General features: G+C 64.1%; 31 protein-coding genes and 1 pseudogene. 15 read left to right on the forward strand and 17 right to left on the reverse strand.

Translation table 11 applies throughout. The annotated features are described in order from the left end of the window. A partial coding sequence (locus EGH24_RS13710; RefSeq protein ID WP_142980697.1) for a glycosyltransferase occupies nt 1–221 on the reverse strand: 221 nt, incomplete at its 3' end. Nucleotides 222–265: 44 nt separating this feature from the next. Further along, nucleotides 266–439, reverse strand: coding sequence for a hypothetical protein (locus tag EGH24_RS15430; protein WP_185903334.1), 174 nt, complete (start codon nt 437–439; stop codon nt 266–268). A 439-nt stretch (nt 440–878) separates the two neighbouring features. Here EGH24_RS15430 and EGH24_RS15435 point away from each other — a divergent pair, with 439 nt between their 5' ends. From EGH24_RS15435 to EGH24_RS13725, 4 genes are read left to right on the forward strand one after another with little or no spacing between them, the layout of a single operon-like run. Then, complete coding sequence (locus EGH24_RS15435) at nt 879–1,016, forward strand: hypothetical protein (protein WP_185903335.1); 138 nt, start codon at nt 879–881, stop codon at nt 1,014–1,016. Then, nucleotides 1,016–1,549 (forward strand): hypothetical protein, encoded by a 534-nt coding sequence (locus tag EGH24_RS13715; protein WP_142980698.1) that lies wholly within the window; start codon nt 1,016–1,018, stop codon nt 1,547–1,549. The genes EGH24_RS15435 and EGH24_RS13715 overlap by 1 nt, the downstream gene beginning before the upstream one ends. Beyond that, nucleotides 1,546–1,845, forward strand: a complete 300-nt coding sequence (locus EGH24_RS13720; protein WP_142980699.1) for a hypothetical protein — start codon at nt 1,546–1,548, stop codon at nt 1,843–1,845. The genes EGH24_RS13715 and EGH24_RS13720 overlap by 4 nt, the downstream gene beginning before the upstream one ends. Continuing rightward, nucleotides 1,842–2,423, forward strand: a complete 582-nt coding sequence (locus EGH24_RS13725) for a hypothetical protein (RefSeq protein WP_142980700.1) — start codon at nt 1,842–1,844, stop codon at nt 2,421–2,423. The genes EGH24_RS13720 and EGH24_RS13725 overlap by 4 nt, the downstream gene beginning before the upstream one ends. A 203-nt stretch (nt 2,424–2,626) precedes the next feature. Here EGH24_RS13725 and EGH24_RS13730 read toward each other — a convergent pair whose 3' ends face one another. Then, complete coding sequence (locus tag EGH24_RS13730) at nt 2,627–3,271, reverse strand: site-specific integrase (RefSeq protein WP_142980701.1); 645 nt, start codon at nt 3,269–3,271, stop codon at nt 2,627–2,629. 586 nt (nt 3,272–3,857) lie between these two features. Here EGH24_RS13730 and EGH24_RS13735 point away from each other — a divergent pair. Further along, on the forward strand, nt 3,858–4,244 hold the full coding sequence (locus EGH24_RS13735; protein WP_142980702.1) for a hypothetical protein: 387 nt from the start codon (nt 3,858–3,860) through the stop codon (nt 4,242–4,244). Between the two features lie 36 nt (nt 4,245–4,280). On the opposite strand, the gene EGH24_RS13740 is transcribed toward EGH24_RS13735, so the two are convergent. Next, a complete protein-coding gene (locus EGH24_RS13740) occupies nt 4,281–5,735 on the reverse strand; it encodes a hypothetical protein (RefSeq protein WP_142980703.1) in 1,455 nt (484 codons plus the stop codon). A gap of 85 nt (nt 5,736–5,820) precedes the next feature. On the opposite strand from EGH24_RS13740, the gene EGH24_RS13745 reads away from it, so the two are divergent. Continuing rightward, nucleotides 5,821–6,012: a DUF2188 domain-containing protein gene (locus tag EGH24_RS13745; protein WP_142980704.1), complete on the forward strand. Its 192-nt coding sequence runs from the start codon at nt 5,821–5,823 to the stop codon at nt 6,010–6,012. On the opposite strand, the gene EGH24_RS13750 is transcribed toward EGH24_RS13745, so the two are convergent. The 13 genes and pseudogenes from EGH24_RS13750 to EGH24_RS13805 form a co-directional block, all read right to left on the reverse strand. Next, nucleotides 6,009–6,956: a hypothetical protein gene (locus EGH24_RS13750; RefSeq protein ID WP_142980705.1), complete on the reverse strand. Its 948-nt coding sequence runs from the start codon at nt 6,954–6,956 to the stop codon at nt 6,009–6,011. The genes EGH24_RS13745 and EGH24_RS13750 overlap by 4 nt on opposite strands. Further along, entirely contained in the window at nt 6,953–7,372 is a 420-nt protein-coding gene (locus tag EGH24_RS13755; protein ID WP_142980706.1) for a hypothetical protein, read from the reverse strand. The genes EGH24_RS13750 and EGH24_RS13755 overlap by 4 nt, the downstream gene beginning before the upstream one ends. A gap of 217 nt (nt 7,373–7,589) precedes the next feature. Next, nucleotides 7,590–8,291: a class I SAM-dependent methyltransferase gene (locus EGH24_RS13760; protein WP_142980707.1), complete on the reverse strand. Its 702-nt coding sequence runs from the start codon at nt 8,289–8,291 to the stop codon at nt 7,590–7,592. A 29-nt stretch (nt 8,292–8,320) separates the two neighbouring features. Further along, nucleotides 8,321–9,388: pseudogene (locus EGH24_RS15675) on the reverse strand (glycosyltransferase); the annotation flags it as partial. A 102-nt stretch (nt 9,389–9,490) separates the two neighbouring features. Continuing rightward, the gene (locus EGH24_RS13770) at nt 9,491–9,715 is read right to left on the reverse strand and encodes a hypothetical protein (protein WP_142980709.1); all 225 of its coding nucleotides are present in this window, start codon (nt 9,713–9,715) and stop codon (nt 9,491–9,493) included. After that, nucleotides 9,712–9,999: a hypothetical protein gene (locus EGH24_RS13775; RefSeq protein WP_142980710.1), complete on the reverse strand. Its 288-nt coding sequence runs from the start codon at nt 9,997–9,999 to the stop codon at nt 9,712–9,714. The genes EGH24_RS13770 and EGH24_RS13775 overlap by 4 nt, the downstream gene beginning before the upstream one ends. A 34-nt stretch (nt 10,000–10,033) precedes the next feature. After that, entirely contained in the window at nt 10,034–10,507 is a 474-nt protein-coding gene (locus EGH24_RS13780) for a hypothetical protein (protein ID WP_142980711.1), read from the reverse strand. Between the two features lie 127 nt (nt 10,508–10,634). After that, the gene (locus EGH24_RS15815) at nt 10,635–10,769 is read right to left on the reverse strand and encodes a hypothetical protein (protein WP_281284944.1); all 135 of its coding nucleotides are present in this window, start codon (nt 10,767–10,769) and stop codon (nt 10,635–10,637) included. 147 nt (nt 10,770–10,916) lie between these two features. Continuing rightward, nucleotides 10,917–11,627: a hypothetical protein gene (locus tag EGH24_RS13785; RefSeq protein ID WP_142980712.1), complete on the reverse strand. Its 711-nt coding sequence runs from the start codon at nt 11,625–11,627 to the stop codon at nt 10,917–10,919. Between the two features lie 91 nt (nt 11,628–11,718). Further along, complete coding sequence (locus tag EGH24_RS13790) at nt 11,719–12,501, reverse strand: hypothetical protein (protein WP_142980713.1); 783 nt, start codon at nt 12,499–12,501, stop codon at nt 11,719–11,721. Further along, complete coding sequence (locus EGH24_RS13795; RefSeq protein ID WP_142980714.1) at nt 12,498–12,836, reverse strand: hypothetical protein; 339 nt, start codon at nt 12,834–12,836, stop codon at nt 12,498–12,500. Before EGH24_RS13795 ends, EGH24_RS13790 begins: the two co-directional genes overlap by 4 nt. A gap of 117 nt (nt 12,837–12,953) precedes the next feature. Continuing rightward, nucleotides 12,954–13,184 carry a hypothetical protein gene (locus EGH24_RS13800; protein ID WP_142980715.1) on the reverse strand — a complete coding sequence of 77 codons (231 nt, stop codon included), beginning with the start codon at nt 13,182–13,184 and terminating at the stop codon, nt 12,954–12,956. Beyond that, a complete protein-coding gene (locus EGH24_RS13805) occupies nt 13,184–13,459 on the reverse strand; it encodes a hypothetical protein (protein WP_142980716.1) in 276 nt (91 codons plus the stop codon). Before EGH24_RS13805 ends, EGH24_RS13800 begins: the two co-directional genes overlap by 1 nt. 107 nt (nt 13,460–13,566) lie before the next feature. Here EGH24_RS13805 and EGH24_RS13810 point away from each other — a divergent pair, with 107 nt between their 5' ends. The 9 genes from EGH24_RS13810 to EGH24_RS13850 all read left to right on the forward strand — a co-directional run bounded on the left by EGH24_RS13810 (nt 13,567) and on the right by EGH24_RS13850 (nt 17,728). Continuing rightward, on the forward strand, nt 13,567–14,046 hold the full coding sequence (locus tag EGH24_RS13810) for a hypothetical protein (RefSeq protein ID WP_142980717.1): 480 nt from the start codon (nt 13,567–13,569) through the stop codon (nt 14,044–14,046). A 103-nt stretch (nt 14,047–14,149) separates the two neighbouring features. Beyond that, nucleotides 14,150–14,674: a hypothetical protein gene (locus EGH24_RS13815; RefSeq protein WP_142980718.1), complete on the forward strand. Its 525-nt coding sequence runs from the start codon at nt 14,150–14,152 to the stop codon at nt 14,672–14,674. Continuing rightward, the gene (locus tag EGH24_RS13820; protein WP_142980719.1) at nt 14,674–15,021 is read left to right on the forward strand and encodes a hypothetical protein; all 348 of its coding nucleotides are present in this window, start codon (nt 14,674–14,676) and stop codon (nt 15,019–15,021) included. Before EGH24_RS13815 ends, EGH24_RS13820 begins: the two co-directional genes overlap by 1 nt. 77 nt (nt 15,022–15,098) lie before the next feature. Further along, nucleotides 15,099–15,674 carry a hypothetical protein gene (locus tag EGH24_RS13825; protein WP_142980720.1) on the forward strand — a complete coding sequence of 192 codons (576 nt, stop codon included), beginning with the start codon at nt 15,099–15,101 and terminating at the stop codon, nt 15,672–15,674. 2 nt (nt 15,675–15,676) lie between these two features. Beyond that, the gene (locus tag EGH24_RS13830; RefSeq protein ID WP_142980721.1) at nt 15,677–16,021 is read left to right on the forward strand and encodes a hypothetical protein; all 345 of its coding nucleotides are present in this window, start codon (nt 15,677–15,679) and stop codon (nt 16,019–16,021) included. Next, a complete protein-coding gene (locus EGH24_RS13835; protein WP_142980722.1) occupies nt 16,018–16,374 on the forward strand; it encodes a hypothetical protein in 357 nt (118 codons plus the stop codon). The genes EGH24_RS13830 and EGH24_RS13835 overlap by 4 nt, the downstream gene beginning before the upstream one ends. Further along, nucleotides 16,367–16,618, forward strand: a complete 252-nt coding sequence (locus EGH24_RS13840) for a hypothetical protein (protein ID WP_142980723.1) — start codon at nt 16,367–16,369, stop codon at nt 16,616–16,618. The genes EGH24_RS13835 and EGH24_RS13840 overlap by 8 nt, the downstream gene beginning before the upstream one ends. A 3-nt stretch (nt 16,619–16,621) precedes the next feature. After that, nucleotides 16,622–17,509 (forward strand): hypothetical protein, encoded by an 888-nt coding sequence (locus tag EGH24_RS13845; RefSeq protein ID WP_142980724.1) that lies wholly within the window; start codon nt 16,622–16,624, stop codon nt 17,507–17,509. Nucleotides 17,510–17,521: 12 nt separating this feature from the next. Continuing rightward, complete coding sequence (locus EGH24_RS13850; protein WP_142980725.1) at nt 17,522–17,728, forward strand: hypothetical protein; 207 nt, start codon at nt 17,522–17,524, stop codon at nt 17,726–17,728. Nucleotides 17,729–17,735: the final 7 nt, after the last annotated feature.

A 17,735-nucleotide genomic window follows, 5' to 3' on the forward strand; every position in this document is an offset into this window, starting at 1 on the left:
TTTCTGACGGCGTAGCCGTAGCCGCGAGGCTCCTGTTCGATGACGCGTGCGCCGTGGTCTCGCGCTATCTCAGGGGTTCTGTCGTCGCTACCGTCCACGCAGACGACCTCGGCGCGACCGTCGGTGACACGGTCGATATCGTCGAGAACGGTCCCGATGGCAGCCTCCTCATTGTACGTGCCCATGACGACGCTCACGTTGTCGAACGTGTAGTCGGCCATACGGAACCGCCGGCCGCCGAATATTTAGGTCCGCCGAAAACAGGTTATCGGAGGTCGGGGACGAGGGGGCTGATCGCCTCTCTTCCCTCGTCTTCGGGAGTACATTCGGTCCGCGGCGGTCGCTCCGGTGGCCGGCGAATCTGGGTACCACCGTCAGTGATCGGGTTGCGCGTCGGGAGTTCGGGAACTATCGGATCGATTTCGTCGGTTTCGTGCATGTTGGATGTGTTCGTGGTCGGTCGTCGAGCGGTGCCCGTTCGTCTCACCGGGCGCGTACGGGATTCATTCGTATCTACCCTCACGGGCGAATCCATAATGAAAGTCCATGTATGACCGAGTATTGCCGGCTAAGTATCCAATAGAGTATCCAGCGACCTACACTTAGAGTACTAGATTATGGGATAATAATTTCATTTCGGCCGAATTTGAGTGTCAGATGCTTGGATAATCTCTCTTCTTGCAGACAGGTTGCCCCTCACGCGACACGGGTTGTCGCAGGACTGCACACAGATTCTGGAGGTGCCGCGCCGTGGCTGCTGAGTGTCAGCAGTGTGAGTGGTCGACGGCGCCCGTCGGCGGCGACGAACAGGCGTTCGCCGCGGCCTGTCCGCGAGCGTGTCCCGCGTGTGGTAGCTGCGTGGATGTGGAGGTGGTGGTATGACGGACGCCCCGGCGGACGGCTGGCCGTGTCCGTGCTGTGGCGGTGTGTCGACCGACTGTTATCGCTGCTCCGAGTGCGGCCACGAGTTGACCGGCGACGGCAGCAGTGCGGGCCGGATGGGAGGTGAGCGGTGATGTGTGGGAACCGTTCAGATTCCGATAGATACGACAGTGGCATCGACCGCGACCACATCTACGTCGCCCGGCTTCCCGGCATCCGAAAATGGGGCATCGACTACGAGAGCCTCGCGGAGTGGGCTGGTGGAGAAGAGAACGTCTCCATTATGCACAAACGCGGTCGTGAGTACGTTCTCGACCTCTCGACTGACGCGGAAATCATTGAGAACCAGGAGGCCTGCCTCAACCGACCGTACGACTGCGGACACGTCGCCTACGGTCCGCCGAAGCGACTGCCGAAAGCCTGTCCAGCGTGTTACCCGGTCGCCACAGATGAGGGCGCTGACATCGACCGACAAGCGGCACTTGATCGGATGGAACAGCGCCGCCTTGAGCACAACAGAGAGGTTCGCGACCGCGACGAGTGTCTTCAGTGCGGTTATTCTGACATCCCCAGCGATGAGTTTTCGTTCAAGTACGCGGCTGCTGGTGGGGTCGTCGAGGGGCCGTTCTGTTCCCCCGGCTGCTATTGGGGGTGGATGAACGAATGAGCGACACTATCGAACACCCGTGCCACGCCTGCGGCGAGCCCATCGACGCTTTGGCGGTGCTCGACGGTCGCGCGACGCCCGGCCCGGAGAAACGGTGTCCCGAGTGTCGCACGCCACTGCGCGTGCTGCGCGCGCTTGCTGACGGCTACGTGGAGCGTGACGACCTCGAACAGCGCGCCGACGGCAGTTACCACATCCCCGCGAGCGTGCGCGACGCGCTGGCCGACGAGCTCGCGGAGAAAGAGGACCCCGCGGAGGAGAACGCTTACCTGCGGGAGCTGGGGGTGGCACAATGAGCGACGGGCCGCCGGAGGAGGTGATCCTGCGGAAGTTCGTGTACGGCCTGGCGGACGCCGACGGCGACGTGGACGTGCTCACGGCCGTGGAGCAGGCCATTGACCGCCTCGACGAGCTGGAGGCCGAGAACCGCCGGCTACGCCAGCGCGTCGAGGAAGCCGAGCGCAAGAGTTCCAACGCGCTCGGCGTGGCGAAGGCCCACGACGACGGCGTGCGCGCCGACGGCTCGCCGTCGAAGGTCGAGCAGGCGCGGTTGAAAGCACGGAACGAACTCGTGCGCAAGACGCTGCTCGGCTCCACCGGCACGGAAGGCGCGCAGGTGACGGTCGCCGAGGTACAGGATATGTGCCGCCCGGAGTTGGACGTGAAGTATCAGACGGTGAAGGACGCCTTCGCGCATCTCACGAGTAAGTGGGACACGTTCACGCTCGGGGAGACGGCCGACGGGAATCGTTCGCTCCAGTGTGCCGAGGACGCCCTGCGGCACGATCTCGTCGGTGCCGTCGAGGAGGACTTAGGCCGCGACGACCTCACTAAGGGACTTATTAGCTCGGGCGGCGGGGGTGGGGGGCGATGAGCCGTTCCTTCCGCGGGAAACCGCCGCCCAAGTAAATCACGCTTGGGTGGTTGTGGTACTGTAGTTGTGTTAATGTGGTTTTGTTAGCTGTTGGTAAAACTGCTGTAGCGGTGCGTAGCGGTGCGTACAGGCGGGGTGAGCGGAGGTTTGCGAGCTAATAAGCTCCTTAGTGGCGTTCGGCGAGTGTTGCCGCTATGCTCCCGTCACTCGTGGTGCGGCCGGCCGCCGACCGCCGCGTAGCTGTGCTGGCTCGCCGACGCCTCCTGTGTTCCACCGAGCCACGACACCTTGCCGCGTTCCCGGCGCAACGCCTCTGGGCTGAACTCCGCGAGGTAGTGGTCGCGGAACGTCTGCCAGTCGTTCCACCCACCTAACTCTAACACCACCGACGGCAACACACCAGCCTCGAGCAGTCGCACGCCCCAGCTGCGCCGGAGATCGTGCGGGCCGACCTCCAGCCAGCCGGCGTCCCCGGTCGCGGCGTGACACCGCTCGCGGGCGCGTTGCACCCAGTCGTACAGCGTCGAGTCCGCCACGTCGACGAGCGCCGCGTCCGGCGCGCGGTCCATCCCAAGCACCACGTCCGTCAGCTCGGCGGGCGCGAACACCTCACGGTAGTCGTCGTTCTTGCCCTCCCACACGCGCACGACGCGGCCGTGCTCGGTCGTCACCAGGTCCGCGGGCGTCACGTCGACGACCTCTTGTCGGCGGAGCCCGCAGCGGCCCATCAGCAGGAACGCGGCTCGCTGCTCCGCGTCGTCGGCCGCCGCGTCGATGAGGCGCTGCAGCTCCTTTTCGGAGAGCCACACGCGTTTCCCGTCGCGCTCGGCGTAGTCTTTCAGTCGCATCGCCTATGCCAATAAATACGGCAACTGTAGTCAGTGTACTCAGCACAAAACATATCGTTATTGCCAGCACGGACGGGCTCCCACGCCCAACTACCATTCTTCAAATACGTCACATCATCATATTCTTCTCCGCAAACTGCGCATTTTTTTCCAGACGGGTGTGTTAGACTTTTTACCGGATGCTTGTTTTGATTTCTGAGTTCTTTGATCCTATCAAGTGATGGTTTTTTGCCTTCTCTCAGTCGGTGGCACGTAGGACACAGACCAATCAAATTATCCACTCTGTTGTCGTGTGCGTTTCCGTTTTTGTGGTGTACATGGAACGTTCCTTCAAAATGCTCTAACCCGCGGCTACAATCTGGGCAACGGTACTCCTGCTTATCGTGACGTGACCAAAACCGTTCTTGCGCTAATTTTCGATGGCGGTCTTTCATACGCTTCGCCATAATCTCACATCGGGCCTGATAAACTAAACATTTGGGCCCACAAAGCGGCGCGTTGCCGGTCGCCACCCACCAACACAGACGCGAACACAGGAATCGCGCGGCCCGGTATTCTGAAGTGGGACCCACTGCAACACAGTGGCATGGCACGCTACGAGTGTCCATCGTGCGGCGGCGGCTTCCCGAACCCCGGACCGGGCAACGAGTGTCCGTGGTGTGCGGCGAGTCTCGACGGCAGCTACGGCGACCTGACACTACCGTCTGATACTCCTGCACCATCATTGACGGCGAGCACCGTCGACATTGGTACAAATGACCTCACGCGCTACTGCGACGAGTGTGGCGACGAGCTGGACAGCATGATTCGGAGCGTGTGTCAGGGCTGCGCGCTCGACGACACACGGGCACGTACCGACCAATGCTGCGTTGAGTGTGGTGCGACGATGGAGAACAGGCTGCAACGGCGCTGCGCGGACTGTGCGCAGGACGCCGCAGATCGAAGCGTCGAACCGATCAACGAGAAGCTCTAAATTTTAGAAGAACTCCGCAACAGCAAGCGCCCCGGTTCAGTCCATGTAGCTAATCAGGTAGCTCAGGAAGGTCGGATCGTTCGCCGCGTCGTTATTCCGCACCTGCACGCTCACCGTGTCGCCGGGCTGCAAGTCCTCGATTGCGCCGGTGGCAAGCGTCACCGGCGCGTTCTGCCCCTGCGCTTCAACCTCCATCGTACTCGCGGGCTCGACGGTGCCGTTCTTTGCGACCGCGAGCTCGTAGGTGTCGCCGTTCGCACCCGTGAACGACGATGTGACTGTCACCTGGACGTTCACGTCTTTCGCGCCGATGTACTCAATCGTGCCGTTGTTCGGCTGTTGGGTTCGCTCGCTTTCGTTCCCTGTCGCCGTCGTTCCGTTCACCTCGGACCACGCCCCGGCGCTCCCGAGGCTGACGGTGGTGTCACCGGTCAAATACAGCTCGCCGACGACGCTGCTGTCGCGGACGGGATGGGAATCGGCGACCCAAAACGGCTCGACGGTCGGGTCAGCGTTCGGGCCAACGATGGCGTTGTCGGGTGTGAATGAGGTGTCGTGGACGGTGCCGCGATATTGAAACACCTCCGTCGGCGCGCCGCCGGCCTCGACGCGCCACATCACCGTATCACTCTGCACGTTTTTGACGTAGTTGTCAACAAAGTCGACGATGGCCACGTCCGACGAGGCGGCGAGCGTTAGGATGTCGACACCCGGTGCCGTGACGGTTCGGAACGGCGACGCCGTGATGAAAATCTTGTCTGGTGTCCCGTCGAAGGTGAGCCCACTCGCAAAGTCCTCGAAATTACAGTTTTTCCATGTCGGGACGCGATAGCCGTCGACGGTGCCGAGCGAGCCGATGGGGGCGATACCGGCCGCATCCGAGAATGCCGAGTCGGTGACGAGCATCTCCGTGGTCTGGTCGGCTGTCAAATCGTACAGCGTGCCACCGGGGGCGTGGACGTACAGCTTGCGTTGGAAGTAGCCGCCGTCGGTGCCGACGATGGCTGTGTTCCCGCCGGTGTGGATGAAGCCGTCGACGGCGGCGTGCCGACCGGCGAGCACCGGGCCGTTGGAAATGTCGAGGCCGTATGGCGAGGTGACGAAGCCGTTGAAAAAATAGGCAGTGTTGCCGGCGAGCGTGTGGGTGCCGTTCGACGGCGCCGGCAGATCGTCGCTCGAAAACACGGCCTGCTGCTGGGTGAAATTCAGCGGGTGCCACGCATCGCGGTCGGGCGTCAACAGCGACCGGGCGCCGCTGTGGTCCTCGTAGACGTAGGCGTACGCGACCTTGTCCTCAAAAAAGGGGTCGTCGGGCGCTGGCCGGGCGCTCGCTGGGCCGATGAGGTGCGCGACCCCACGGAACTGATACTCGTCGGTGGTCTGTGTCGTGTCGAGCTGCGGCTCGACGCTGCCCTGTAACGCGAGCAGACTCGTCGAGCCGGCGAGCATGAACTCGCGGCGCGACAGGTCTGGCCCGTCTGACGGTGTCATGCACTGTAATGCATCGGCACGGACCAAAAGCCTGCGGGAGAGTGGCACCGGCAGTTTTTCAGTGCAACGCATGCAACACACTGACATGAGCCGGACCACCTACACCGTCGGCCCGATGCCGGGCGACTCCTCGCGGTGGAAAGTCGAATCGAACGGCCGCGTCATCTCGAAACACAACAAGAAATCGCGGGCAGTCGCCCGCGCGAAGGACCTGAAAGACCGCAACGACACGCTGACGGTGAAAGACCGGAACGGCCGCTTTCTCAAACGACTTTAATCCACGTAGCCGAGCGCTTGGAGCCGCTCTGCGGCCGTGTCGGTCGCGGCGCCGTCGGCCGCGTACTCAGGCTCGTCGCCGACCCGCGCTAACTCAACCTTCGCCAGCGGCACGCGCAGCTGGGCGTCCCGGTAACTCGTTTTCGGATGCCCGTACCGCCCACCGTCGCCGAATAACTCGCCGTGGTCGGCGGTGACGATCACCCGCTCGTCGCGCGGCACGGCGGCCAGATACCGTTCCACGTCGTCGAGCACCCACCGCAGGTTCTCCGCACAGGCGATGACAGCCTCCTCGCGCGTCACCTCCCCGCGCCGCAGCAGGTTCCACACCGTCAACCGACCATTATCTTCGTTGCCGATGACCTCCTCCGAGAGCGTTTCAACCTCCGAGAGCAGCGTGCGATACGGCGCGTGCGGCTGCTGATACCAGACGATGCGCCGCTCGCCGGTGTCGACATACTCCAGCGCCGCATCGGTGACGGCCGCGGGCGGCACGCAGCCGAGTGCGTCATCCCACCCGTCGCGGTGGACCTCCTCCAGCGCCGCGAACCGACTCGGCTCGATGGCGCTCGCGTGGTCGGTGTAGGGGTTCCACGCCGTAAACGCGGTGTCCGCGATGGCATCGGCGTACTCGCTCGTAAAGGTCTCCTGTAACCAATGCAGCGAGTAGCCGCCGACGCTGCGATACGGCTCGCGCACGTCCAGCCACGGATACTCGCGGGCGACCTGCCGGAAGATCGGCACGCTACACGCGTCGAGCACGATGGCGTGGTCCCACTCCAGGTCGTAGATGTTTGTCCCACCGCGGACGCGCCCACGGCTGGCGGTGCCGAGTCGGCGATGGATACCTTCGACGAACGTCTCGGCGCTCACCGAGACGGCCGTGTGGATGGGCTCGGTCAGGACGCGCTCTTTGCTGTTGCGGACCCACTCGGCGAACGTCATAGCTCCACCCCGTCGCGGTACTCCCGCCAGCGGTCGTCGACGGCCTCCTCGATGGCGTCGAACTCCTCATCGTCTGGCGGTCGCCCCTCCAGCGCCGCGAACACGGCGGCACCGATGAGCGGGTCGTCAATGCGGCTGCCCGGGCCGGCGAAGTTGGTAATCATGTCGGCCCGGTCGCGTGCAACTTGATTTTTCACCCCACCCTCAAATGTCAGAAATGCATACGTAAGGAACACTGCGAGCATCACACTCAAAAACGGTAGTACAAGCTCGCTGTAGCCGAAGTATTTCAGCGCCCCGGAACCGATACCGCCTGATGAAATGAATCGCAAGCCGAGGTTTATTTCTTGGAGAGAGGCATCAATACGCGCCTGCCAGCGGGCAAACATTTTGACCCACCATCGGTTTGCAGTCATTCGTCATCACTCCATTCGGTAAGTGAGTGGTTTTTCCGCGGCTGATGCCGTTGAACACTATCGAACCACCCAAACGAAACTTTTGCAGTGTAATATATTCCGAACACAATGAATGGGATAATTATGCTCGCAAGCAGCCAATCTCCGGTTCTAACCTCGTTGTAAAATAATACACAGAGTATTATCAGTATTAGCGGATATTCTATCTGGACGTGGCTCATGGCTCTGGCTTCTGAAACCGCACGGTGAACTCACCGCTGCCGGGTTGCTCGAAACACCATTCGCCGGGGCCGCCGAGCCGTCGGTAGACCCACCACTTGAGCCGCTGGGCGGCCGCCGCGGCGGCGGGCGCGTGACTGTGCAACTCCACGTCGCGATCTGTCACCTCCAACCCGCAGTCGCGGTCCCACGGCCGGGCGCCGCAGTGCATCGTCGGCGTCCGCCACGTCCACGGCTGCCCACCGCCCCAACTGTGGTCGGGGTCCGCGCGGGCGTTGTTCCCGACCGGGACGCGAACGGTCAATTCACCACCGGGCGCGAGCACCCGCGCACACTCACACAGCGCCGCGTGGATGTCGTCGAGATGCTCGACGACGTGGTTCGCGACCACCATGTCAAACGAGCCGTCGGGCCACGGCCACGGGCGCTCGGACAGGTCCCACACCTCGTCGGTCGCGTCCGTCGCGCGCTTGTCGACGTTCCACGCCGCCGGGATCGTGTCGTCGCCACAGCCGAGATGGAGGATGTCGACCGGCGGGGCTGTCCGCTCCGAACGTTGGTGCTGCTGGCTCATGGGTCGCGCAGTTGCACCTCCAGCTTGGTCGCGTTGACGGCCTCCTGCACTACCGCTTGCATCTCGGCGGCAAACCGGGGCTCGCTGAACTGTGCGGCAAAGGCGTGCAACTCGGCCGCGTCCCACGCCACGCCGTCGTCGCGCAGTCGGTCGGCGGCCGCCCGAACATCGTCGGCCTCACGCTCGACGAGCAGGCCGTTCCCGCCACCGCGGAGCTGATACTTCGTGAACCCCTCGGCGACGCCGATGACGGGCGTCCCGGCGGCCATCGCTTCGACCGGCACCATGCCGAAGTCCTCTTGCTCGGCGAGGAACACAAGCCCGCGGGCGCCCTGCAGCAGCTCGCGCTTCTCGTCGTCGGGCACGTAACCGCGATAGGTGATGTTCGGTTCGGTTGCGGCGGCTTGCTCGGCGACCTCGCGCTCCGCCCCGTCGCCCGCGATGACGAGCTCGTGGTCGGTGCCGCGGACGGCCTCGATGGCGGTGCCGACGTGTTTCGACGGCGCCAGCCGCGACAAAAACAGCAGGTAGTCGCCGCCGTCACGCGGCTCGTAGTCGTCGACCGCGACGGGCGGATACACCACGCGAATCTTCTCATCGGGGACGCCGAGATACTTCCGCGTCCGCTTGGCGACGACCTCGCTGTTGCACACCCACACGTCCACGGCGTCGGTGCGATTCTTCCACAACTGCCGCGCGGCCTTTTTGTAGAGCCGGTCGGCGACGTAGCCCGGCTGGAGCAGCTGCCGCCAGCCGGCTGTCTCGGCTGTCTCTCGCCAGAACAGATCGAACGGGTTGCGCGGCGGCGAGTGAACGTACTTCACGATGGTCTGCTCGGTGTCGGGCACGTACCACGTCGGCGCGTTCCCCGACTGCAGAATCACATCGTGGTCGCGCAGCGGCGGCGCCGACTCCCACGCGAACATGTAGAACAGGTCGCGCACGAGCGGGTTGCCGAACAGCGACCGGAGCACGTTCGCGGGACTGTCGGCCAACAGCTCGGTTGGGTCGTGCGTGGAGTAGTCGGCGTCGGCGAGCCACCCCGTCACCACCGGTGCGTCGAACACGTCGGCGAGCGTGTCGGCGACGACCTCACCGCCGCCGCGCGCCGGATAGTGCTCGTGGGCGACCACGGCATCAACGTCGGGCGCTGGCGGTGCGTCGACGGCCGCCACGTCGACGGCGCTGTCGCGCTCGTCGAGCTGCTCCTCGGTGGCTGTCATTCGCCCACCTCCACTTGCGAGCGGTGGAGCGGGGCATCACAGTCGTCACATCTTGCCGTCGAACTCGACAGAACTGTGATTGAGCCGTTGCAGTGCGGACACTCAAGCGCCATCGTCCACCTCGCTTTCCATGTACGCTTCCATTGCCTGTCCCACTTCTTCGGCCAAAACGTCCGCTTCGAGCTCATCATCGCCAACTCTCGCGCGTACAGCAATTGCTGTATTTACCATAATCGCTGGACTAAACGCGCCTATATCTTCGACAAGTCCACCGTAGACCGACAACACAGCGCGTAATTCTTGCGAAGACCACGTTTTCTCACTCATGGCAACCACCGGCGGGCGCCGACGCGGAGCGTGCCACCGACGGCGAGCAGCGCGACCGCGGCGACGAGCCCGTTTCGCGCGCGCGTCCCGGCGATGTCCAGCCCGGTCTGACACGGCGTGGGCTCGGCGAGCACCCGCGGCGAACAGCCCGCCGCGAGCAGCGCCTGTTGGTCGAGCCACGCGCCGACGCCGACGCCGAGCGCCATCGTCCCGACGACGACGGCGACGACGCCCACCATATCAGCCACGCCGGGGTCGGTGAGGGCATCGCGCAGCGACCTCATCGGTACACCTCCGTTGTATCTGTGTGCTGTTGCGTCATGCTGTAAATTCCTCCAGTGATGCGGTTGCTGTCTGTCGCGCGCCCCAGAGTGTGAACAACCCGAACGCGCCACCGATACCCATCGCAACGGCGGATAGCGGCTCTGTTGGTGGGTAGCCAACCCACAGCAGCGCGGCGCTTCCCGCGAGGAACGGCACCGAGGCCGCCGGAAACGCCAGCAGAATCCCGTTGCCGGTGCGGCGCTTATATTGACTCGTCAGCGTCAGCTGTTCGGCCTGTAGCTCGGAGGCTATCACATCCGAAAGGCACGAGACGTGATAATGCAGCGCCGGCAACTCGTCCATTGAGTCGTCGGCTTCTTCTCCCAGCGCGAACCGGAGCGTGTCGCCCGCGTCGGGTGCGTACTCAATGACTTCGCCAGCATCGTCGCCGAGCCCGCAGTAGTCACAGGTAAACACCTGCTCGTCCTCCTCCACGGTTTTCTCAACCGTAATCATGTGCTCGGTCATGGCGCACCACCCGTCAGCGTCCACACGTAGTACGCACCGGCGCCGAGTAGCGCCAGCACGCCGACGGCGAACAGCCACGCCAGCAGTTTGCGCACGCGGCGCACCGCCATGTTCGTGAAGCTCCCTCTCATCCGCGCCCCTCCACGGCCTCGGCCGAGGCGGCGATCTCGTCGAGCATGGCCTCGCGCCAGCTCCGGTCGCCCTTCCCAGCCTTGAGGCGCTGAAACTCATCGTCTGTGAACTGCTCTGCGATGTGGCGCATTGCATCACAGTGTAACAGAGTGGGTCACTTAGTTCCGGTGGGTGGGGCGAACTGCTATCGCAATGAATCAGGGGGAGCCACTACTGTACCGTTACTGTATAGTATAGCATTGTTGTTGCAAACAAACAGCAGCGCGCAGTCGTGCGATTAGCCCGTTGCTTCTGCAACGTCGTCATCAACGCGCTGTCGATACCACTCTCGGCTGTATTCCATGCCATCTTCGTCCGCGATTTCTTGCCACGTGAGGCCTATACGCCGCAGTTTCGCTGCAAGCTTGATTTGCGCACCATCGGGAAGCCCACCATCTTCCTCGTCGCCATCGGGGCGCTGTTTGGCTTCTTGCTTCTTCTCCTCCAAGATACGGTAGTTCTTGTTCGAGTGGACGACACGCGGCCACGCGAACTCCTCGTAGGCCGGCGTTTTGATACGTGGTGAGCCGAAGTTGTAGTCCTCGACGTGCATCCCGTGGTGGATTGCACGCGGGCCCTGCGGGCTACTCGGGCCGTGGCGAATCAACAGCCATGCGTCGATAATCGGCGGCAACCGCTTGTCGAGCATCGGCAGATGCTGCGCGGTAATGATGACCGTCAACTGTTGGTCGCCGTTATTCAGAATCGAACTCACGGCGTCGATAACTTCTTGCACCATCCCGCGCCGCGAATCGAGCCCGACAGTACCGGGTGACCCCTGCGCTTCTTCTAAACAGACGGCACTGTGTTGCTCCACATCGGGCACGATGTCGTACGCGAGTTCACCGGCGTCAAGCGTCGCCTTCTCCTCGGCGTCAAAGCCACTCTCGCTGCGGTCGAGATTCTCTGCGAGATAGGTCTCTAACGACGTTTTCCCCGTCCGGCTCATACTGCTCTTGCCAGACGCACTGATTGCGATGACGAAGTCGTTACTCGGCGGTTCAACCGTCTGTTTATACCACCGATAGTAGAGATGGGTGTCACTCAGCATTTTCGTGTGGGAGTTGGACTTGGTCGGTGTTCCGATAATCGCCGTTGAGTTCATCCCGCAAGTCCGTGAACTCGCGCTCGCTGTCGATCTTCGTCAGGAGATTCATCTTATCACTTGCTTCGACCAGCTCTCGGGCAGCGCGTTTGAGCTTCTCGACGGGCACGCGCTGGCGCACCGTCCGCTCGCGCGTCTTATCGGACATGAAGCCGTCGCGCTGCTCGCGCACCGTCCGCACCTCCGTCTCCCAGCCGTCGAGCTGGCGGAGTCCGGTCTGGTAGCTGTGGACACTCACGACGACGCTATCGCCCGCGCCGACGATGCCGACGACACGCTCGTCGGCACCGACGCCATCCAGCCGCTCGCCGTCGCTGCCGGGTTTGGGCGCCGGCAGGGCATCGTCCCACTGTGCCAGCGAGTTCAATTCGTCCGGCGATTTGTCCACGCGGTCAAGCGCGACCGGGGCGGCCCGTTGTTGGACGGCCAACACGCCGCGGCCGTCGTCGGGGTCGGGCGGACTGCCATCGCCGGGGTACGACGGTGGTTCACCATCCCACCACGCGCGCACGCCGCCCTCGTGTTTGAGATGCGGCCGGAGCAGTTCGTAGAAGGTGAGCACGCCGCTCTGGAGCTGGCCGTGGGCCTGCTGGGTGGCGCCGTCGGCGGCCGCGTCGGTCGCATCCCGATACTGCTGGAGCGACCGCTGCAGGTCGAGATACGACTCGTGGATCGCGCGCGTCGGCAGGCCGCCGTGTGGTTCCTCGTCTGCACTCATCGCTTCCCCCGTGCGCGGTTGCCAAGCCGCCGCTTCCCGCCGCCGAGCTGCGTCCGGGCGACCCGAACGGCGCCGGCCGCGAGCACGCCGAGCAGCACGCTACCGAGCCCGCCAAAGAGCCACTGCTGGCCGGTCAACAGACCGTCGGCACCGACCCACGGCATCACGCCGACAAAGCCGAGCGCGACGAGTGCCGTGACGCCCCACAGCGCATACTCGCCGAGTTGTGCCGGGTCGGCGTCAAAGCCACCGCCACCGCCCTGCAGTGACTCGAAGCCGTCGCGGACCATCTCCACGTCGTTCTGTACCATGTCGTCGATGTCGTCACTCGCCACCGGGCTCACCTCCACGGCCGCGGTCGCGCCGCCGAAGCAGCCGATTCACATACCACGCGTTGGCGGCGAGCCACACCACGACGACGACCACCGTGCGAGTGTCAAGCGCCGGCACGATTACTCACCCCGGTCCTGCGCGCCTTTCGATCGGCGTGTCTGCCGGCGGCCACCGCTGCTGCCACCGTCGTCGCCACCCGACAGATACGTCACGAGCGCGATGACGGGCACCGTGAACACGACGACCATGATGCCGCCGAGCGCACCAAAGACGAGGTACATCCCGTATGCGGCCGCGGCCATGAGCGCGACGGCCAAGCCGAGTGAGACGACCTGCGCGGCACTCGCCATCAGTCGCTCACCTCCAGCACGGACATGGGCTGGACGATAATCGCCGGCTGCTGGACGATGACGGGTTTCATCCCGAGACTCATGCTATGCACTGTTTCAGCGCCCTGCTCGCCGAGATTCAACTGCTGCAGCCACTCAGGGTTCAACGAACAGCGATACGCGTCGCGGCCGTCGCGGCTTTGCACCCGCCGCGACTTCGTTTCAGTCGCCACCCCGAGCGACCGGTCAGACAGTAACACGGCCTCCCGTCGGAGCCGCTGGGCATCTTGTGCCATCGTGCCACAGTTCGGCACACTGTGTAAAAAATCCACGGCTACATGACGCCACGAAACACCCAAAATACGGGCCTATAAGCGGCACAGGTGCAACACAGTGCACTGTAATGCGACAGAAAGTTTCGCAGGTATTCGCGACGCTTGTCGCGCTGTACCTGCAGCTGGGGGCATGGATGGAGGACAAGGTGCAGGACCTCCGCAAGATGACGGAAGTCCTCGAAATGGAGCTATGGGGCGAACGCCGTGCCAGCAAACTCATGGACGGTGCCGCCCAGCGCGGCCAGCTCGGCATCTTCATGGTGCTCGTGTTCGGGGCCGTCGCACTCGTCGTCGTGTCGATTGTCCTCCTGTTCGGGCAGGACATCGCTGGCGAGTTCGCCGAGGGCATCGAGGTGGACAACGAATACTCCGACGCGTCGAACGAGACGGTCAACTCGACCGGCGACGCGTTCGAGCTGTTCGGCACGTCCGTTCTCGTCATTCCGGCGGCCGCGGTGCTCGCGGTGCTCATCGGCGGCCTCATCGGGGCTGTCACGATGGTCGGCGGCGGCGGGCTGCCGGGCATGGGCCGGATGGGCGGTCGCTAACGGCCGAGCACTGTGCCCACTTCCTTTTTCGCGTGCCAGCCGGTGAGCGACAGCCACGCCTCAGCCCCCGGCGATTAAGTGGGCCGCAGTGCAACACACTGCCATGCGCTTCAGCCGGCTCGTCGTGCCGGTGGCGATCTTCGTCGTGTTCACCGTCGGGGCCTTTGCCGTGCTGCAGGTGGCCGAGGCGGGGCAACGCGGCGCACCGGCGACGACACAAACGGAAGTGAACGAATCGCTCGTCGTCGAGTACGACGCCTATCAGTTCGTCGACGCCGCGACCGCCGAGTGGACGGCCGGCTTCACGGAGAACGTCACCGTCTACTACAACGGCACCGAGCTGCAGGAGGACGAGGACTACAAGTGGAACAGCACGGACGGGACGATTCTGTACCTAGACACGAACGCGACGGTCGAAGGCAACAGTTCGACCATCACGTATGAGTACGAGCAAAATACCGACCGCGTGCAAGAGGTCGGTGCGGTTATCCAGCCCATCGTGCGGGCGGTTGGCCGCAGCGGGCTGCTCGCCGCGGGCTTCGGCTTCGTCGGCTTTCTCGTCGTGTTCGCGGGGATTATCGGCCGGCGGTTCACGGGCGGGACGACCTCACGGGGGCGATTTAAATAATGGCTGAGACGGCTGTTATCCAGCAGGTCGCGGCCTTTCTCGCGGCGCTGTGGTGGACAAGTAAGTGGCTCATCGGCCGCCCGGTCTCGCGGTGGCGGTTCGCGGTCGCCGCACTCGCCGGTGCCATCTTGTGGGTGTTCGTCGCCTTCACCGCGCTCGGCAGTCAGTGGGCCTCAAGCGGCGTCGTCATTACGTATCAGTCGCCCGCACTCGCGTACTTCAGCGCGTTCATGGCTGCCGTCTCCGTTATCGGCATCGTGCTCGGGCTGCTGCTGTGGACCGAGGAGGAGACGGACGCCGCCGTTGACAGCGTGCCCGACCGGCTGCGGCAAGAACTCGGCGACTAACAGCCGGGGGCGTGGGTGGGGGTACCCCCGCCGTTGAAGTGGAGCCCACTGCAACGCACTGTTATGCGGTGGGCACCATGAGCATCCTACAGAACGACCCCGACATGGAGGCACAGCTGGAGCGCCAGCAAGAAATGGAGGCTGAACGCGAGGCCCGACAGACTGCCAGCCAGCTCGCGAGTCAGGCGGCGATGGAGCAGGGCACCGCCCGCGACGGCTACTGGGACGTCATCGGCCAGCCGGACATCGGCCGCGAGGGCGACGACGACGAACTGCAGCCGTTCCTGCAGACGGAGTTTTCCCGCGCCTTCGCACTCGGGAACATCTCGCGCAAGCAGTGGCAGAAATGGCAGTGGCAGATCGAATCGGAGTTTTTCGTCATCAAAAACGAGTTTCACGATGCCGAGTCGCGGCTCGGCGACGACGATCTGCGCATCATGTACGGCGAGGAGCGCCCACGCCTCACGAACGAGAAGGCGCGGCGGCTCCGGTCGGCCATGCAGGTGAAGAAACTCATGTCGTCGCTATCGGTCGACTCGCGCGGCCTGCGGTCGGGCACGGAGATTCACGCCGTCGCGCGCCACGAGGACAGCAACGACGACGAGGAGGATGACAGCCGCACCGGGCGGCTACGCAGCTGGCTAAGTGGGTGAGCATGGCGGTCGAAAGCTACGAGACACCGGACGGCGTGACGCGCCACCGAGTCACGGGTCTGTCGAAAGCCCGCGGTGTCATCGGCCGCGAACCCGCGCCCGGCGAGGCGTATGTGTTCCCGTTCGACGGCATCCGCGAGCGCGTGGTGCATATGCTCGGCGTCACGGAACCGCTCGACGTGGAGTTTCGCGTCGTGTGGAACGGTCGGTACGAGACGACGAAACGCGTGACGCTGCAGCCGTGGACCGGCCACGCGAGCGCCGAGTGTACGCACATCATCGAACGCCACGCCAGCCCCGCCGCCGCCGACCCCGCGCCTGAGCACGCGCCGGAGGTGACGGGATGAACGACGACGGGCACGCGTACACACAGCTCACCACCGAGGACGGCCACCCACCGACCGCGTGGCAGCGCGTCCACGCGAACGGCGAGCAGACGCGGGTCGTCATTGAGCCCTGGGGCGACGCGTTTGCCGTCATCGCGGCGGACATCGACCCGGCAGACTTCGAGGGGCTTGCTGCCGAGGTGGTCGCCGTTGACCCGACGGTTGACGGCGCCGAGGAACGCGCCCGCCGGTGGCTCGCCGCGAACCCGAAGGGCGTCGCGCCGGGACAGGGCAGTATCACCGGACGCCTCTGGAGTATAATAAATCGCCTTGACACCAGCGCGCAGCAGGCTGGGAGTGAGACGAATGAGTGACCGACTACAGCTCAGTGGGCTCGAACGAGGTGCACTGTTCGTGAATCTACTCCTCACGAACATTCTCGTGCTGTTTGCATTGACAGCGATTGTAGCAGATCGCGCCCCGCAGACGGCCGAGTTGAATACGCTGTTCAATATCACGTTCGCGGTGCTACTCGGCAGTGCCCTACTCGGCACTGTCGCACGCCCATTTGCCGATACGATTCGAGATATTATCGCACGTAAACACACCGGCACCTAATCCATGACAGTCACACCACTCCAACTCGCAGGCATCGGCACCCGACAGCTCGCACTCATCGGCGGCGGCGCACTCGTTATCGTGCTCATCGCCGTCGTGTTGCTCATCGGCCGCGCGCGTGGGTGGTTCGCCCGCGACCCGATGCAACAGCTCGCGCAGTCGCTTGACGCCATCCGCGGCGACAGCGACGTGGTGGCGCTGCTGCCGTATGACGACGGGACGTTTTTCCTGAAGGCGGCCGACTTCGATAAAGAGCTCATCGGCGGCCAGGGGGGCTATGAAACCGAGGACGGCGACAAGATCGTGCTCGACGGCGGCGGCGAACCTGTCCGCGAGTTCCTCGGCGTGCCGCTGCTGCTCGCCTTAGACCCGACCGAACACGCGTCGGCGGTCGACCCCATCAAGTCACTCGTCGCCCAAAAGCACAGCCTCGGGCAGTGGCTCAAGGTCGACAAACAGGGGAACGTGCTCGCGGCGGGTGACGGCGTGCTGCAGGCGGCCGACGACGTGGACGTGGGCCTGGAGGACAGCATGGTCGACGAGTACGCCCAAGAACACGAGGTGTCGATGGACGCGGCACTCGCGACGCTCGAACAACAGGGCGACATCACGAAGGTCATGGACATCGCGCCGCCGAGTGGCGTCCGCGCCGACGGCGGCGAGCTCGTCGTCGAGGAGGCGAGCCACATCGCGATCGACCAAAGCAAGGCCGCCGACCTCATGCCGACCACCACGTCGACGGTGGAGCTGAACACCGCACTCGATAAGGCGCGGATGGAAGAATACGAGGAAGGCCGCAACGTGAAATACATGGTGTACGGCATCATTATCGGTTTCCTCGGCGCGCTCATCGGCGGCGGGGTCTTTTTGGGCCTCAACGCTGTGGTGTGAGGCGGGACACCCATGCCAGCCATTGACGATACGAGTCCGCGGGCGCTCGCGTGGAACTGGTGGCCGCTTGCGCTGCTGTTCGTTCTCGGACTCGGGGGGACGCTGACACCGATTGCACTCGCCTTTTTCATCGTGCTGCAGATCGTGTGGCTCGCAGTGCCGCGGGCGGCGCGGGCAGCCGGCACGGCGCTGGGCCGCCGCGTCGGCAGCGACGAGTAGCGGCAAA

It is taken from the genome of Halonotius terrestris (assembly GCF_006861665.1).
Lineage (GTDB): Archaea > Halobacteriota > Halobacteria > Halobacteriales > Haloferacaceae > Halonotius > Halonotius terrestris.